The following is a 16,555-nucleotide window of genomic DNA, read 5'->3' on the forward strand; positions in this document are numbered from 1 at the left end:
TTTATTAAATGGTTTTCACAACATTGATTGACACCGTATCGGTTATTTCACCGAACGACATCACTTCAAGATCTTTAAAGCGTGACTCCAGGAAACGCTTTAGAAAACGGCGTATATCGACCGAAGAGAGCACAACTAAATCTTTACAAGACATCGCGACACTCTCCATGGCCAGTGCAAACCGATCAATCAATTCATCTGCCACAGCAGGCTCCAGATGCAGGAACACTCCCGTTGAGGTATTTCTAATACTCTGACGAATCTGGTCTTCAAACTCCGCAGATAACATAATCACGCGCAGCGAATTTCCCACAGAGAATTTATGGCAAATATAACGTGAGAGTGCACCACGTACATGCTCTACTAGGGAAATAACCTCTTTTTCACGCGGTGCCCATTGGGCAAGTGCTTCCATAATTAACCGCATATTACGCACCGAAATACGTTCACTCAAAAGGCGCTGTAATACTTCAGAAATTCGCTGAATAGTGGCATGACGCATCACTTCTTTCATCAGGTCAGGGTATTTCTCTTCCATTTTATCGAGAATATGCTTTGTTTCCTGAACACCGAAATACTCATTAACGTGACGAATCAACACTGCGGCCAAGGTGTAATACATTTCATCAATACCGCTACGCAGCTGATACCCTAATGCCGCAACAGAGTCCCGCTGTTCTTCGGCAATCCATTGCATGTTTTCAATGGTAGATACCGGTATCCCAAGTTGCAGCAGCTCTTCAGAGCCGTTAACCACGCGGTATTGATTGAATTTTATTTGAAAACGCTCTGCGCTGATTTCATTGATTAACACAGATACAGTTTCAGACTCTATGTGTTCGGACGCTCTCACCGTTATTTCTGGCAGGTTTATCCCATAGTCAATGAAGAATTGACTGCGAAAGCGTTCAGTAATGTTCGCCTTTACCAGTATCTGTTCATCGCTTTTGTTAACGACCAGAATCAGGGGGACCGTTTCTGCTGAAACATTATTCAGATTGTTAATGATGCCGAGTGAACTTTCCCCTTCGGCTAACACATCCCCTTCATAACGTTGATGTGACGCTGCTGCCTCCAGATCGACCTGTGCCTTGTTGTTTTTCCAACGTTGATAACCGTAAAGTCCGGCGAGCAGCAATGCCAAAATCATAAAGACAGAAAAAGGGAATCCCGGCAGGCTGCCGATGCCCAAGGCAATAATCGCGGCTATCACCAGTACCGAAGGGTTGGTGAACAGCTGATCAACAATGGTGCGCCCCATGTTGTCGCCATCGCCATTAACACGGGTGACAATGAAACCGGCGCCGATGGCGATCAACAGCGCTGGGATTTGAGCAACCAGGCCATCACCGATGGTCAACATCGTGTAGGTAGAGAGCGCGGTTGACATATCCATGCCATTAATGGATACCCCGACGCTGATGCCACCAATGAAGTTGATGAAGATGACAATGATTCCGGCAATCGCATCGCCCTTGATAAACTTCATTGCGCCATCAAAAGAGCCGTAGAGCTGGCTTTCACGCTCGACCACACTGCGCCGGGACATGGCATCTTCCGCGTCGATGGAGCCCGCACGCAAATCCGCATCAATGCTCATTTGCTTGCCTGGCATGCCATCCAGAGAGAAACGAGCCGCCACTTCGGCGACACGCTCGGCACCTTTGGTAATCACCATAAACTGCACGATGGTGACGATTGCAAAAATCACAAATCCAACGACCAGGCTTTCCCCGATAACGAATTCACCAAAGGTGGAAATAATGTCACCCGCATCCGCATCGTTTAATATCAGGCGGCTGGTACTCACGGATAACGCTAATCGAAACAGCGTCGTAATCAACAATACGGCGGGGAATGTTGAAAAGCTCAGTATTTTATCAATATAAAACGACGCTAAAAAAACCAGAATGGACAAAACAATGTTTAACCCAATCAGGAAATCGACCAAGTAGGTTGGCAGAGGAATCACCAACATAGAAATGATCACAACAATCAATATAAGAATAAAGAGTTCCGGATGGTTCCTTACCCGATTTAAAAAACCAATCATCCTATCAACCTATTTTAATCAACTTATTCATAGAAATCACGGTGCGGCTTTCCGCTGTTCAATTCGTTCGTGATATAACGCGGTATTGAGTCTTTCTTCGAAACACATCAGTAATTTTATTCTTTCTTCCTCTGAAAAAAAAACTTCATGAGGTAATTTTTTGCAATAGTAGTAGATCATTTGTAAAACTATCGCTCGATTCTTATGCTCAGCAAAACGTAAATGACGACCAACGGTTTGCGAAAGCAGCATATCCACATCATCGGGGTGTTCGATCATGCCAAAGAGCAATAGCAGCCAGGTCTCCTCTTTCTCATCCACATCGCGAATAACGGTATTGGTGAGTAGCCCCTGCACAAACAAAATATCACTCGATCGGATACGCTTGATTTGCTTTATTCTTTCCTGAAGAAAGAAAAACTCCGAATGACTACAACTGGGATCGGCTGCGTCAATATCCGCCAACAGCGCATCTTCCATAAACGTGGTCAGGATCCCGCGTTTTTCAACGCCGTAGGTCGATATCCACGTTTGGTACTGCATCAGATCCGTATCATCATTGGCTAAAAAGCGTCGATAGCTCTCGCGCAGTAATGCGGGAGTCATCTTGAGCGTCGTGCCTAATAACCGCGCCTTTAACGCAACATTAATTCCGGCTTTTAGACGCTTGGGATCCGCTTCTTTTTCAACCTGGGACAGCAACGCTTTGAGACGTTTCCGGCGTATTTCATCCAGGTTTCGTCGGTATAGAAGCTCGCGTAATACCATCACCAGATCGCTCTCATCAGGAAACAATGCGCGCGCCTGTTGTAAAAAACGCATAACAGCGGCCCCTTCTTTCCCATTCAGGGCTTGAATCAGCTTGCCCACCTTCGGCTGAGCATCATCATCTAATACGCGATCGAAGCTACTTTCCTCCATCGCGCTGGATTTCTTTTCATATTCTCTGCGCTGGCGGAAACGCCCCGCAACAGCCGACATTTCATCCGCTGCGTTATGCAACTTTTGCGCTCTGGCAGCGGGAGAAAGATCTTCCATATCCTGCATTTCATCGCCGGATGAAACATTGTTCTGTTCAGCAGAACTGTTTTTTTCTGCCTGCTGCTTCTCTCGCCGAGCCATCTGAAGCTGGAGAGTAGAGCCACCGTGCCCAACGCTTATCGCCATTTTTGGCTGTCCAAATAATTGGTCATCCAGTTTTGCAACTGATCGTTACCAAGATCGTTGCGTATATCGTTAATCATCGTGTGTGCATCCGGTGATAACGGTGCATCAATCTCTCGTGGCTGAATCAGGAATACCCGAACCATGCTTGATTCTCGGTCGCGAGAGTATTGGAACATTTTGCCAAGCAGAGGAATGTCACCTAACAACGGTATTTTCCCTTCCACGGTGCTTCTTTCCTCATGGGTATATCCGCCAATCAGCAAGCTTTTCCCTTTCGGCACGCGAGCGATGGTGCTGATATTGGTTCTGCCCACTTCAGGTAACGTGGAATCGTTGGTTTTGGTCGTATCAAACTGGCTACCATCTTCAACGTTCAGCATCATTTCTATTTCCCCGTTCGCGGTAAAGCGAGGAAGCACACTGACCAAAGTACCGTAGGTAACGTTTTCTAACTGGGCTGTGCGTTCACCCACCAGGCTGGCATAGAAGGTTCGGCTGTTGTCAAAAATGGCCGGAATATTTTCCTGGGTCAGCAGCATAGGGCGGGAAACAATGTTGGCTTTTTTCTTCTCACTCAACGCCAATGCCGTAACCATAAAACTGGCGCCGTCAATGGTACTGGTGCCGCCGTTCAGCGAAATACCCAGATTGCCTCCGACATTCAGATTACCGCTCCACTGAACGCCAAGGTTGTCGAATGCTTCTTTTTGTAAATCCACAATCCAAACGGAAAGTTCAATATGCCTCTTGGCGATATCCAGGGTTTTCGCCAGGTTACGGATATATTCAACCTGCTCAGGGCTTCCCCGCACTAAAAGGCTATTGGTTCCCGGCTCGGCAATAACATTCACTTCACTGGCATTATGTGAAATATTCGACGTGGCCATCGCATCTTCATGAGCATAGCTGTCGAGCAAATCCTGCGGCAGATCGGAGGTATCCAACTCGGCTTTCACCGGTTTACGCGGCACCACCTGCATGCTTCTCCCTGCTGTCGGACCGGTGCTGATAATTTTATTAATTACCGTCGAAATACCTGGAATGACGATTTTTTCATCCCGGTATTTAAATGAACGGTCCTCTACAAAGGTGTTGTGTAACTGAATGACGGCAATACTCTCCCGCCCGTCAAACGTATCACTTTTTTGATCGAGATATTTCGCCGTACTGGTGATCAGGTCGACATAGATTGGCGGACCAGACACATAAAAAGTGGCATTGCGATTATCCGAGCGCAGAGGGAAACGGGGATCGTGCAAACCTGAATTCTTCAAAAAGCTTTCAACCACGCTGAATGAAGTATTACGTAAAACGATAACCGCATTACGCATTTCCGTTGCGTCATAGACATAAATAGCCTGGCCATCACTGTACCAAATCAGCCCCAGCTGCTCGGATACCGATACCAGCACATCCTGCGGACGACTCAGATCAAACTCACCGGTGACTTTCTTACGTGCCGCCAGCTTACTTAAAATGACGGGTTTTCTCATCGCCGCAGAGATGGCATCAAAAATGCCATTCACACTCTCCTGCCGGGCCATATATCCGCTTCCCTGGCGAGAGGCGTCATTATTCTCATTTACTGTTTCTGCGAATGCCTGTATTGGCATTAACACAACCAGTAATATGGCTATTGAGGCCCGTATTTTTGTCGAAAAAGCTGTACTCATATTACGTTAACTCGCTTGCAATAGTTTCTTCAAATTCCTTGGCGAAACACCCATCACTTCTTTCACCTCATTGGAGAAATGAGAAAGTGATGCATATCCATGATTCATGGCGATAGTCGTTAAATTATTATCGCCGTTAACCAATTCAAACAGTGCCTGCCCCAGACGCCAATCACGTAGTGCAGATTTTGCCGTATTGCCCAATGCGCGCCGCGATAAACGTCGAAAATGAGAAACGGAGAGCCCGTAACGTGCACAGAGCGTCTGCAAACGCTGGGTGGAATTACTTCGATAAGAATCAAAAAGAAACTCAACCAGGGCATACCATTCAGATTGTCTCAATACATTGGAAAAACACGTCAGGCCCTCATTCCCCAACAACGTCTGATGAAGTAGCCAATATTCGATCTCCTTCTGCTCAGGCTCGTTGCCAAGTGTCGTTGGCATGCTTGCCATCAGCGTTCGTGGACAGTGAATACTTTCTTTATTCATTGATTTATCGATAAACACTTGCAGTTTTGCCAGCAACGTAAAATCAAGAAATAAACACTGTAATTCACCGCGCTCCACGGTCACCAAGGCCGGTGCGATGGCAAGCAAACGTCGCTGGTCACCCGGGATCGCGCATACCGCCGTATTGGCTTTGTCGCGAAAGCGAAGGTGACATTCTTGCCCATTGTTCTGTATCAGTAATAAAGTGTACTGAGAGAACTGATATTCCTCGCCAGCATTGAGCTGACGGTATTGCCCCATATCTTCCATTGATAAACTCTTTTGCATCCAAACGTTCGATGCAGTATAAAGTCTCGCCAATGGCATTCCTGATGAGATAATAATGACTGGCCTTATCGCTTCCTGCACCGCCATCAAATTATAGGGGGAAATAGCTTTTTTTATATTTTATTTCATAAAGATAATTAAAGATAAATGGACATAGTTCGAATCAATATTGACAGAATTAAAGATAATGACAGTGGGCTGGAGGTACGTAAAAAACGCTTTTTTTATAGCAAGCCCACCGCCATAGGTGGAAAGACAGTCATAATGCCGCCGCACTAGCGTGCTTCGGGTACCACCGTGTAGATGAAAGCGGTGACAATCTCTCCGTCTTTTGTCGTGACGTCTACCGGCACTCTGGCATACTCCTCACCTTCAAATTCATCGAGTGCATCCCAATGCTCCGCCAGGCGCGCCGAGTAAAACAAATATCCTTCAACGCGGTTTCCAGTGTCATCCAGAACAATCCCAGGATACCCCATACCGGCCCCCCATCCTGCATCAAGCAGCGAACCGCACACGGAACCCTGCACCCAGGAACCACCTATCGACTCGAGTAAATGTGCATTTTCACACCCGGGCATCAGCGTGCCGTATACAAAAAGACTGTCCATACTTCTCCTGTCCTGTTAACAATTTTCTGCTCTGTCCCCGACGGCAGGAGCATCGCAGTAGGTTTACCGTAACGCAGTAATATTGTCATTATCAATATTGTCGAGGAGCTAGCCGACCTTGCCTCAATGCAGTCCACTGGGTCTCAGTGCCGGTTGGCTCGGTAATATTTCTAAATCCATTTCATCAATACCAGATACTTTCTGCTCTCCGTAACGTGTATTCTTATTCTATTGCGCCAATTGCCTGCATACATTTTGGACGTACCGATAATAATGAAAAATGATGAAGAAAAACCATTGGGCTTCAATGAGGTCGATGTAAACCATCTCTTTGAATTGCTCAATCACAACTCTGATTGGGTATGGGAAGTTGACGCACAGGGCCGTTATACCTGGGTCTCTGAAGTGGTCACCGAACTACTGGGATTTACACCGCAACAGGTTATAGGCAAAACACCGTTTGATTTTATGCCGCCGGGTGAAGCCGAACGCGTTGGGCAAACGTTCGGTGAAATTGTTGCGGCCAAAAGACCGTTCTCGGGGTTGGTCAATCGCAATCGTCGGGCTGATGGCCGTATTGTGGTGTTGGAAACCAGCGGCATTCCGCTGTTTGGTCCCGACGGTGAGCTACGCGGTTATCGCGGCGTTGACCGCAATATCTCAACGCTTGGAGAACGGGTTTTGCAGTTGGAAACCATCTATGACACCACGCCGGTTGCCCTCTGCATGATCAATCGCGCGGGTCGTCTTGTGATGTCCAACAAGGCCATGATGCGTTTGCTGAATCACGCCGACGAACCTGCATCGGAACTCCAGGTATCCACAGTGATGCCCGATTGTTGGTCCCAATTTGAAACCGATTTCACGCTGGCCGATAAAGGGTGGGACATCCCTAGCCGTGAGGTCACCTGGCTCGATCGCTGCTATTACACCCAGCCGGTACCGGTGCGGGATGCCAGCGAGAACGTGGTGGGACTTTCCGTCACCTGGGTTGATATCACCCGCCGCAGTCAGGCAGAGCAAAAGCTCGCCGATGCCAATAAAGTGCTGCAACAATATGCGCAACACGACCACCTTACCGGACTGTTCAACCGCCGCAAGATGGATGAATACCTGATTGAAGAAATTACCCACACCCTCCAGAAACGTATTCCGCTCTCGGTGTGTCTCGCCGATATCGACTTTTTTAAACACTATAATGATACGTTTGGCCATCAGGCAGGAGATGACTGCCTGCGCACGGTAGCAAAAACGCTGCTCTCTTCCCGATTGCGCAGCGACGATAACGTTAGCCGCTACGGTGGCGAAGAGTTTCTGGTGATTTTACCGCATACCGACAAAGCGGGAGCGTTAACCGTTGCCGAGCGCCTACGAGAAAACATTCATGCGTTGCGGTTACCGCACAGCGCCAGCGCCACGGGCTATCTCACGATCAGCATCGGCGTGGCGACGCTGAACAACGATCAGACCAGTCCGGAAGACAGGCCGCTGCATATGATTGCCAGCGGACTGATACACCATGCTGATACCGCCCTTTACGCCGCCAAAAACCAAGGGCGAAACCGGGTGGTGGCCGCCCTGGATGACGATCAACGGAACGCCCCCGGTCACCCACTTACACAGTGATACGCATGCGATAAGAAAAGGTAATGGAGACTTCACTTGAAGCAGGGTAATGACATCTGCTAACAATGAGGGTCTTGCACGCAAATCGTAACGAGGTAACCTCCAGATGCACATGGCAAATATTCCGTTTGGTATCACCGATTGGTCACAGATTGAACCAACAACCCACAGCGGCGACGTCGGCCATGCATTATGGCGGACACAGCATTTCGGCAATATTCGAGTAAGAATGGTGGAGTACTCTGCGGGATATATTGCGGATCACTGGTGTAAAAAAGGACACGTTCTTCTTTGCCTCGAAGGCGAGCTGATTACCGAACTGGATGACGGCAGAACCTTTACCCTAACGCCGGGTGTCAGCTATCAAGTGGCGGACCAGGCAGAAGCGCATCGCTCCACATCCCCCAAAGGGGCAAAACTGTTTATTGTTGACTGAAAACGCAGACGGTATGTTGTGTGGCGCTCAATGCAGATACGACCAAGAAGGTAACTTCGGTGCAGGAAATACACGCGCAAAGTAAAGATTAATCTACGCTAACCAAGAAGAAGCCTGCGCGAACGCGCTGGCTTTTTTATCGGTGAAAATAATAGAATTGTTCATATCTACACTGTGTTTGAATAATAAACACTCCCTCAAAGGAAGAGCGAAAATTGCGATAATCCTTAATTGAGATTATTTTTTAATAACGATGGCGTAAATACGATGCCTATAGTCCATTCTTTTTGAATGGAGTCAAAGAATGTCTATTTCAGTCATACAGCATCATTTATCCACAGCATGCTATCACGATCAAACGTGCCAGAATAAGCATGAGAAATCTTTAGAATCAATTAATTCAAATCCCTCTGTAAATGTTCATGGTTTCATTTCCGAAATTAGCCATATTGAAAATTCGCCGAGAATACTGAACCCGTCCTCAACGTCGTTTTTCGGACGAAGAGGCGAAATGGCAACAACCCTTCAACTCATGCTGTTATTTAATTTTTTACACCGTTCTGATTCTGCCTCTGTTGTTTATAAAGAGAATCCATTTTCCATGATAGATAATGACACGTCGCTTGACAAACCTAATTATTTTATTGAAAACAGCCACATTCTCTCTGATGATCAAAAGAAGAATGCGCTGATTGCGGCCATTAAGCACTATCTGGTGTCTGATGGACAATTAACCACCGAAGAAGGTCAGGATTTTGAGCTGTCATTGAAACAGTGGGCAAAAACCGGTCCTCTCTTTATTACTCCACTGGTTGATAGCACAGCGCGAATGAAGCGAGCATTGATGCCTGAGTTCGATCCTCGAACCGCAGAACATATAAAAGAACACTGCGCCTTTGAGGAAGAAATACTTAACGCTAAAGGCGAGAACGAAGGAAAACTGCTTTTATTTCAAGCCCAGAGAGCAGAGAACCCCTTTCGAATGATTTATGATGATACAGAAGGTGGCCCGTCGCCCGATGCGCGGGGCACAGCCGATGGATTAAATATTGTGGCGGATCTGCTGACTCTGGGGATAAAACCGTTAATTGGTAAGCTCATTGCGAATGCAAAACGCCGTGAGTACTATAAAAATCAAGGTGATGAGATTTGTGCTGAACGCTTTCTTCGACTAAATATTGCTGAGATTGCAACATCTCTCGATGTTGATAGTATCGCGTTCAAATCCCGTGGTGTTGCCCGTAAAATGAGACCGACTGAATTGCGGCATACTACGCCGGGCCAGAACAGGGCGGCTTATTATGTCCGAAATCCGAAAAATGGGATTAAGAAAGAAATTTTACTTGAGCTTCAACCCGGTAATACCGCTATCCATACCGAAGGCCAAACGATTTTTCTGAAACCGACGGATAAACCCAATGAATTTATGACATACCATCCTTATGCCGCAAAACCTGAGTTATTGCAGAGAAAGGTGATTGTCGATGAGGACACGCTCGCGTGGCGATATGCGGACACCTTCGATGCCACCCATCTTAATGTTGAAGTGAGGGAAGGGAAAAAGCAGATACCGCTGTACGGAGAATACTACGACCTGAAAAAAAATGGAGAGGGAAAGTTTGAGATCGTACTGCGAAAAGCCTCAGGCTCTCACGAGTATGTTCCGGTATACCTTGAACCATTATCCAAAACCTGGCACATGAGTACGCATAATCAGCACCCGGTGTTTACCCGCGAACAGGAAAATATCATTAACACGCTCCGCATTGAGCCAGACAGGGACTTCAACTACATTCCCTACACCAATAATAACGCACAGTATTATGGTTCGGGAAAGATTTATCGCGCAGAGAAAATTGACGACACCTCACATTATACTTGGGGACGGTATATTGAAATGAATGGAGAAATTGTGCCAGTGAGAGAAGTTGTTTCTCCCGGACAAGGCGTTCATTATGAGGTTCATAATATTAATCACCCTGATAAAGAACACTATTTAGTGTCATGGGACGGCGGTCGCTGGGTATTTGAGCGTCCAACGTCTGTTCATGTGTCAAGTTCGCTGGAAAAGCAGATTACTTCAGATATGTTTATTCATAATATCGATGTGACGAATCTTTCTTCTCCGGATAAGAATGGGTTGCGATGGGACGAAAATAATAATAGTTATTTGAATATCAACAACCATTTCATTCATGTAAAAAAGGTAGATAGTAACCGTTTTCTTCTGCTTAATGCAGTGGATATCCCGACGATGACACTTCGATTTAAGAAAAATAAGTTTTACAAAGAAAATATTAACGAGAGGTTGGATAATATATTAAAAGTTGGATTGAGCGGTAAAGAAAGAAAAACAGCACTCAATGTACTCAAGGACGTTGATGGTTACACCGAATCGTCTGCACAAAAATTGCTTTCTGAGTATAACTTTACTAAAAGTGGGCTCTTCAGTGATTATTCATTTGCATTGGAGATTAAGAACACTGGGAAACCGCCTTTGTGGTCAAGAATGTTCAAGAAAAACACACCATTGGATAATGCTTCTTCATCGTCCCGGCTTGCGGGGGAGAAAAAGTTAGATTTACCCAACAATAAAACTGGTTTTAACTTAGGAGATAAAATAGGCGAGGGTGTGTTTGGAGAGGTTTTTGTTGATGCGGATGACAGTAGATATCTTATCAAATTATATAAATCACCGAGTCATCTCGTGGCAGAAAAAATATCCAAACATGAGACCGAGATGTTTCAGCGATATTATGGTGAAGAGGCTGCCATGCACTTTGTCAATGATAAAGGGAACTCCTGTGTCAGAATGTATAGAATTCCCGGCCAAACACTGCATTCTGTACCGCGAGGAACATTACCGCATGATGCCGATGTGAAATTTGTCGATATGATCGAGAGGTTGAACAGCCTCGGCATCATACATCAAGACCTTCATTCTCTAAATATTCTGTGGGACTCGGCATCAGAGTCATTTTTTCCTATAGATATTAGTAACGTAAAAGAAAAATACTTCAATGCTGATGTCAGTGGAAAGCAGAAAATGAATGCGAAAGGCATATCAGATTTTGATAGAGTTTTGAATGACATAGCTTGGAAGAAAAAAAAGCCCTCTATAGAAAATAGAGAGTAAAAAACAATTAGTTGATGGCAAGTAAAAACCGCGCGCAAGCACTGGTTTTAGGTACGGAATGTGTTACCCCAATGCGCCTTAATACTGGGTGCAATCACTATCGTGCCGCAGTGGAACAGCAGAGCCTAGCAGGACGCAACCAGGGATTGTTCTGCCACTACTGCGGCACGCGGCACTCACGCCCTGTTACGATAATGCTTATAGTTGAGGCGATATTTATCCAGCCGCAGCCCTAATGCACGACGTGTGATATTAAGGTGTTCCGCCGCTCGGGAGATGTTTCCCTGAAACATTGAGAGCGCTTCAACAATTAAATCGTACTCAATCTGGGAGACCCGTGCCTCCAACCCCTCTTCCGCCACAAGGTGTTCCAGAATCGGCTGCAATGACAACGGAAGATGGTAGCTATGAATAACCCCTTCATCGGATAACAATACCGCCCGCTCCATCACATTCTCCAACTCCCGGACGTTTCCCGGCCAGTCGTAGTTAAGCAGCATATTCAGTGCAGGCGTGGCGATGGTAGGCACTTCCACGCCCTGATCTCGGGCAAAACGGGCATTGAAGTAATCCGCCAGAATCAGAATGTCATTACCGCGTTCACGCAACGGCGGAATAGTGATGGGAAACACGTTAAGACGGTAGTAAAGGTCCTCACGAAACAACCCTTTATTCACCATTTCACTCAAATCACGGTGTGTGGCAGCCAGAATACGCACATTGACATGAAGCGTGTCATTGCTGCCCACGCGCTCAAAACTACGCTCCTGAATCACACGTAACAGTTTGGCCTGCGCCGATAACGACAACTCCCCGACTTCATCTAGAAAAATGGTTCCACCATTGGCTTCTTCAAAACGCCCAGCACGGCGCGATATCGCACCGGTGAATGCGCCTTTTTCATGCCCAAACAGTTCACTTTCCAGCACACTTTCCGGCAATGATGCACAATTGAAGGTGATAAAAGGGCCGGTTGCACACAGGCTACTATGGTGAATCGCAGCCGATACCCGCTCTTTGCCAACGCCGCTCTCACCCAGAATCAGTACCGTAGTACGCGCCGGGCTGACCTTGCGAATCAATCGGTACACCGACTGCATGGCCCGCGAATTGCCAATAATATTGGCAGGCCGCAGTGTATCTGTGGTGTGGTGGTGCAAAGATGCCGCTAACAGCACTTTCTGATGCGCTTGTTCAAGCAGATGCAATTCAACGGCCTGCGCGATAATTGCCGCAATCACTTTCAGCACTTCCAAATCCAGGTAGCGCAGTTGATGATTGTGATAGACCCGTTCGATGCCGATGGTTCCCATCACTTTGGAACTGCGAATGATCGGCACACAAATAAAGGAAAACGCCCCGTCGCGGGTTTTGTCGAGACTGCCGGTTTTATTGAGAAATAGAGGATCGTCGGCCACATGCGGCACAATCACCGGTTGGCGCGTTTCGATCACCTGTCCGGTGATCCCTTCCCCCGGCAGGTAGACCCCCTTCTCCACTTCTTGCGGAGAGAGTCCGTAACTTTCATGGATATAAATGCGATCGCTGCTGGTGTCGTACAGCGTGATCATCGCGCGGATCACCTGCATGTGTTTTTGCATCAATTGCAGGACCAGTTTGAGGGTTTTGGAAAGATCGCCCTCGGTGCTCACCACTTTGCTGACTTCAGACAGCAGCGGCATCAGTTCTGAACGACATTCACCCAATTTACAACTGAAAGACAGCGGTGTCTCCAAGGGGGACAGCATATCCGTCACACCACGTTTTCTTTCCAGGCGCATTATATCTCTCCCGACAAATCCCCATTCTTACGTAGCAGAGTGAATCACATCAGGTCAGAAGCATTGTTATCCTAGTCGCAGGCTCTTATGCACAGTCCCGGTAAAAACCTGCAAAATCAGCGCCAATGCAGGCAAAACCAACTTTTTTGTAATCAATTGATAATTAATGAGATAAAAACCACCTCACCCTCCAACGCCCCGGCAATATGTTCTGTTAAGAACATTCCTGTTCTATTTGGGACGTTAACGAACGTTTTCAGACATGCCGTGGCATCACCACGACACAAAATGTTCCATCTGCGCGCGGCTCACTCACAATGCTGAATTCACGCGCATCAAGCGTGGCAAACCACTTCGGTAAATGATCGCAAATCACATCCAGACGTCGAAATTGCTTTTGTTGCAGGAAGGGTTGTAATAACCGCCGTGAGGTGTGCCCCTCATGGCTGTTTGCCAGTGCCTCTATCAGATTGAAGTGAAAATCCCCGCTCTGTTTGCCCGGCTGAAAATAGGTCTCAGGGTGGAGTGGCGTCACGGGCGAGGAGGCGTGGATACGCTCCGCGATACCATCGAGAAGCGGAGCCGGTTTGCCGCTGCCTCGCCACATGGTGATCCCTCTGCCATCAAGCCAGGCCAGCAACACGCCCTGAATCTCCCGCGCGACAATGTGACGACACTCAGGTAACGCCTCCAGCATCGTCACGGTTTGCTGACGCAAAGCCGCCAATGACATTGATGCGGTTGATGGGCAAGGGACTTCACGACAGCATTGCCAGCCAGAACGTAACGGGACAAACAGTGTCGCCACGCCGGGCTGCCCGAGCGCCGTTATCATTCCCTGATGGTCGAGATACGCGGCGATGTAAAGCGGGGGGAGCCGGCCCTTATCAAAAGCCATGCTGTTTCCCCCTCATGGCGTCGATGTTGATGCGTATCACCAGCGTGGCTTGCAGATTGGCGTCAGGGAACGCGTAGTGGCGATCGGTAAACCCCGCCATCAATCGCTGCAAAATGGGGATTTTCTCCTGATTATCGTTGATGAACTGTGCTTTCCCCAACCCAATCACCGTTCGATGCCGCGCCTCAAAGTTACAGGCCAGCGCATCCTCTACCACGCCTCCATAATGAGAAATGGCAAAACACAGGGTATTGTTACGTTTAAGCCATTCAATCTTGCTGCCACTGCGCGCGGAATGAAAATAGAGCGCGGTGCCATCCCAGACATAGAAAACCGGCACCAGAAAGGGCACATCATTATTAGCCAGCGCAATGTACATCACGCGCTCTTCGCGCAAAATGGCATCCAGTACGGTGGGATCGGTGATCTCACGTTCATCCCGCCGCATGTCGTGATGGGGGAAATCGGCCAGCGCCGGGTTAACAGGCGTATTCATCCTCTGTTCTCCCGCAAGTGGTCAAGCGCCGGTGAGCGTTTTTGTTCCGCCACAATCAGTGCATCCAATGCCTCACACACGGAAAGAATGCGCGCTTTATCCTGCTCGTCCGGCGTGCCATGGTAGTAATCATCAATGGAGCAAATGCCGAAAAGTGCATCCAGCGCGGCAATATCCTCGCTTAACGCCGAGGTAAACGTCACTTTCTCCGAGGCACTGGTCAGCAGGCTACGGTAGTTGTGATTCATCGGCATGATGTTATGCAGCGCACACAGGGCAATCAGGTAGCACTCCACTGCCAGCGATGCCACGTTAAACACCAGACTGACAGACGATGATTGTGGTGCCAACAACAGGGCGCGGCGGTGATAGCCACGCGCATGCTCATAACACCGCGTGAACCGTTGTTCATCGCTTTCAAACAGCAATCCTGACATCATTTCCTCCCGAACAGGGCACCGATTCCCGGTGCCTGATGACATGTCGCAAGAACGGAAACCGCCGACTTACCAGACGTTAAGCAACCACTCCTTGTTCTTTTTGTATTCCATGTCGGTAAACAGGCTGTTTGCCATTTGCTCCGCCAACCAGATAGCCCCGGCGTACCCGACAACCGGATGGCGGTAATGTCCCGCCCGGTCATAGGTAGGGAAACCGACTCTGACCATGGGTATCTGGTTATCAATCGCGGTGAAACGGCCTTTAGAGTGCCCGAGGATCAGATCCAATTGCAGATCGTTTTGGGTAATACGCTGCTCCATCTCCCAGAGATCCGCATTGGTAATGATCTCCATATCATGGGACACCCCATCGCGCAGCGCGTGAATGCGGGGATCGTTGACATACCCGGCATTGTCATCGCCCAGCAGCAACAGCACTGGCTTCATTTCCAGATCGAGACAGAATTCCGCCAACCCGATCACCAAATCGGGGTTGCCGTAAATCGCTACCCGTTTGTCGGCAAGAAACATATGCACCAGGTCTGTCAGGGCATCCAGGGCGATCCCACGCTCCCGCACCAGTGAAGGCGGAATGGGTTTTCCCGTCAGGGTTTTCAGGTTATGCAACAACGTGTCCGTGTTACGAATACCAATCGGCGTCGGGCCAATAAGGGTCGGGATCTGGAACTTATCTGCCAGATAATTCGCCGCCTTGCCCCCTTCATAGCGATTGAGTGCCAGCGTCGCGCTGGCATTGGCCGTGTCCGTCAAATCGGCGATGGTCGTATTGCCGTGTGACACGGTATTACCGGATGGCATCAACGGTGAGTCGAAATCTTCAATCTCGAACAGTACAGTGGCATCAATCGCCATCTCCGAGAGCAGATGCTTCAACGCCGTCACATCACCGGGGTTCGCCCAACCGGTAATCAGATTGAGCTTGCCGTTAGGCTCCCCTTTTCGGGCAAAATACTTAACGATATCGCGTACCGCCAGGTCGTACCCGCTGATCATGCTGCCGACAAAACTTGGCGTATGGATAGGAATCAGATGCACTTCGCGACCGGCGAATTTCTCTTTGAGCAACCCATCGTTGAGCTTGCGTACCACGCCATCTACATCATCACCAATCACCTCAGTGGAACAGGTGGTGATAATCGGGATGACCTTGACATGGGGATAACGCATCAGTAAAACGTCGACCGCTTGCTCTACGCGATCCAGTGCACCAAACACCGCTCCGTCTTCATGTACCGATGATGACGCTATTTCGAAGCTCTCTTTCAGATGCTGAGAAATCAGTAAACGGACAAACATCACGCATCCCTGGCCGCCATGCACAATACCGATACAATCCTTGATGCCGATACTCACATACTGTGCCCCTGCCGGTTGGCAGGTAAAAATGGGGTTGATGACCCCGGTGCGATCTTTCGCTTTCAGTTCACAGGACATGGC

General features: G+C 48.1%; 13 protein-coding genes. 3 read left to right on the top strand and 10 right to left on the bottom strand.

Features of this window, described 5'->3' with window-relative positions:
• Window positions 1-4 precede the first annotated feature (4 nt).
• From J5067_RS21240 to J5067_RS21260, 5 genes are all read right to left on the bottom strand, one after another.
• Window positions 5-2,053, bottom strand: coding sequence for an EscV/YscV/HrcV family type III secretion system export apparatus protein (locus J5067_RS21240; protein ID WP_264651949.1), 2,049 nt, complete (start codon window positions 2,051-2,053; stop codon window positions 5-7).
• 36 nt (window positions 2,054-2,089) lie between these two features.
• Window positions 2,090-3,220: a type III secretion system gatekeeper subunit SctW gene (gene sctW, locus J5067_RS21245; protein WP_264651950.1), complete on the bottom strand. Its 1,131-nt coding sequence runs from the start codon at window positions 3,218-3,220 to the stop codon at window positions 2,090-2,092.
• Window positions 3,211-4,764, bottom strand: coding sequence for a type III secretion system outer membrane ring subunit SctC (gene sctC, locus J5067_RS21250; protein WP_264651951.1), 1,554 nt, complete (start codon window positions 4,762-4,764; stop codon window positions 3,211-3,213). Before sctC ends, sctW begins: the two co-directional genes overlap by 10 nt.
• A 135-nt stretch (window positions 4,765-4,899) precedes the next feature.
• Window positions 4,900-5,655 (bottom strand): helix-turn-helix domain-containing protein, encoded by a 756-nt coding sequence (locus tag J5067_RS21255; protein ID WP_264651952.1) that lies wholly within the window; start codon window positions 5,653-5,655, stop codon window positions 4,900-4,902.
• 293 nt (window positions 5,656-5,948) lie between these two features.
• The gene (locus tag J5067_RS21260; RefSeq protein ID WP_264628980.1) at window positions 5,949-6,284 is read right to left on the bottom strand and encodes a gamma-glutamylcyclotransferase; all 336 of its coding nucleotides are present in this window, start codon (window positions 6,282-6,284) and stop codon (window positions 5,949-5,951) included.
• Window positions 6,285-6,557: 273 nt separating this feature from the next.
• On the opposite strand from J5067_RS21260, the gene J5067_RS21265 reads away from it, so the two are divergent.
• The 3 genes from J5067_RS21265 to J5067_RS21275 all read left to right on the top strand — a co-directional run bounded on the left by J5067_RS21265 (window position 6,558) and on the right by J5067_RS21275 (window position 11,482).
• Entirely contained in the window at window positions 6,558-7,910 is a 1,353-nt protein-coding gene (locus J5067_RS21265) for a diguanylate cyclase (protein ID WP_264651953.1), read from the top strand.
• A 106-nt stretch (window positions 7,911-8,016) separates the two neighbouring features.
• Entirely contained in the window at window positions 8,017-8,346 is a 330-nt protein-coding gene (locus tag J5067_RS21270; RefSeq protein WP_264651954.1) for a DHCW motif cupin fold protein, read from the top strand.
• 304 nt (window positions 8,347-8,650) lie between these two features.
• Window positions 8,651-11,482, top strand: a complete 2,832-nt coding sequence (locus J5067_RS21275; RefSeq protein WP_264651955.1) for a hypothetical protein — start codon at window positions 8,651-8,653, stop codon at window positions 11,480-11,482.
• 176 nt (window positions 11,483-11,658) lie between these two features.
• Here J5067_RS21275 and J5067_RS21280 read toward each other — a convergent pair whose 3' ends face one another.
• The 5 genes from J5067_RS21280 to anfK form a co-directional block, all read right to left on the bottom strand.
• A complete protein-coding gene (locus tag J5067_RS21280; RefSeq protein WP_319802404.1) occupies window positions 11,659-13,263 on the bottom strand; it encodes a sigma 54-interacting transcriptional regulator in 1,605 nt (534 codons plus the stop codon).
• 256 nt (window positions 13,264-13,519) lie between these two features.
• Window positions 13,520-14,161 (bottom strand): Fe-only nitrogenase accessory AnfO family protein, encoded by a 642-nt coding sequence (locus tag J5067_RS21285; RefSeq protein ID WP_264651956.1) that lies wholly within the window; start codon window positions 14,159-14,161, stop codon window positions 13,520-13,522.
• A complete protein-coding gene (locus J5067_RS21290) occupies window positions 14,151-14,657 on the bottom strand; it encodes a pyridoxamine 5'-phosphate oxidase family protein (protein ID WP_252120324.1) in 507 nt (168 codons plus the stop codon). Before J5067_RS21290 ends, J5067_RS21285 begins: the two co-directional genes overlap by 11 nt.
• On the bottom strand, window positions 14,654-15,097 hold the full coding sequence (locus J5067_RS21295) for a hypothetical protein (RefSeq protein ID WP_264651957.1): 444 nt from the start codon (window positions 15,095-15,097) through the stop codon (window positions 14,654-14,656). Before J5067_RS21295 ends, J5067_RS21290 begins: the two co-directional genes overlap by 4 nt.
• Window positions 15,098-15,163: 66 nt before the next feature.
• Entirely contained in the window at window positions 15,164-16,552 is a 1,389-nt protein-coding gene (gene anfK / locus J5067_RS21300) for a Fe-only nitrogenase subunit beta (protein ID WP_264651958.1), read from the bottom strand.
• Window positions 16,553-16,555 lie beyond the last annotated feature (3 nt).

Origin of the sequence: Candidatus Symbiopectobacterium sp. NZEC151 (assembly GCF_025962655.1) — a bacterium.
Classification (GTDB): Bacteria; Pseudomonadota; Gammaproteobacteria; order Enterobacterales; family Enterobacteriaceae; genus Symbiopectobacterium.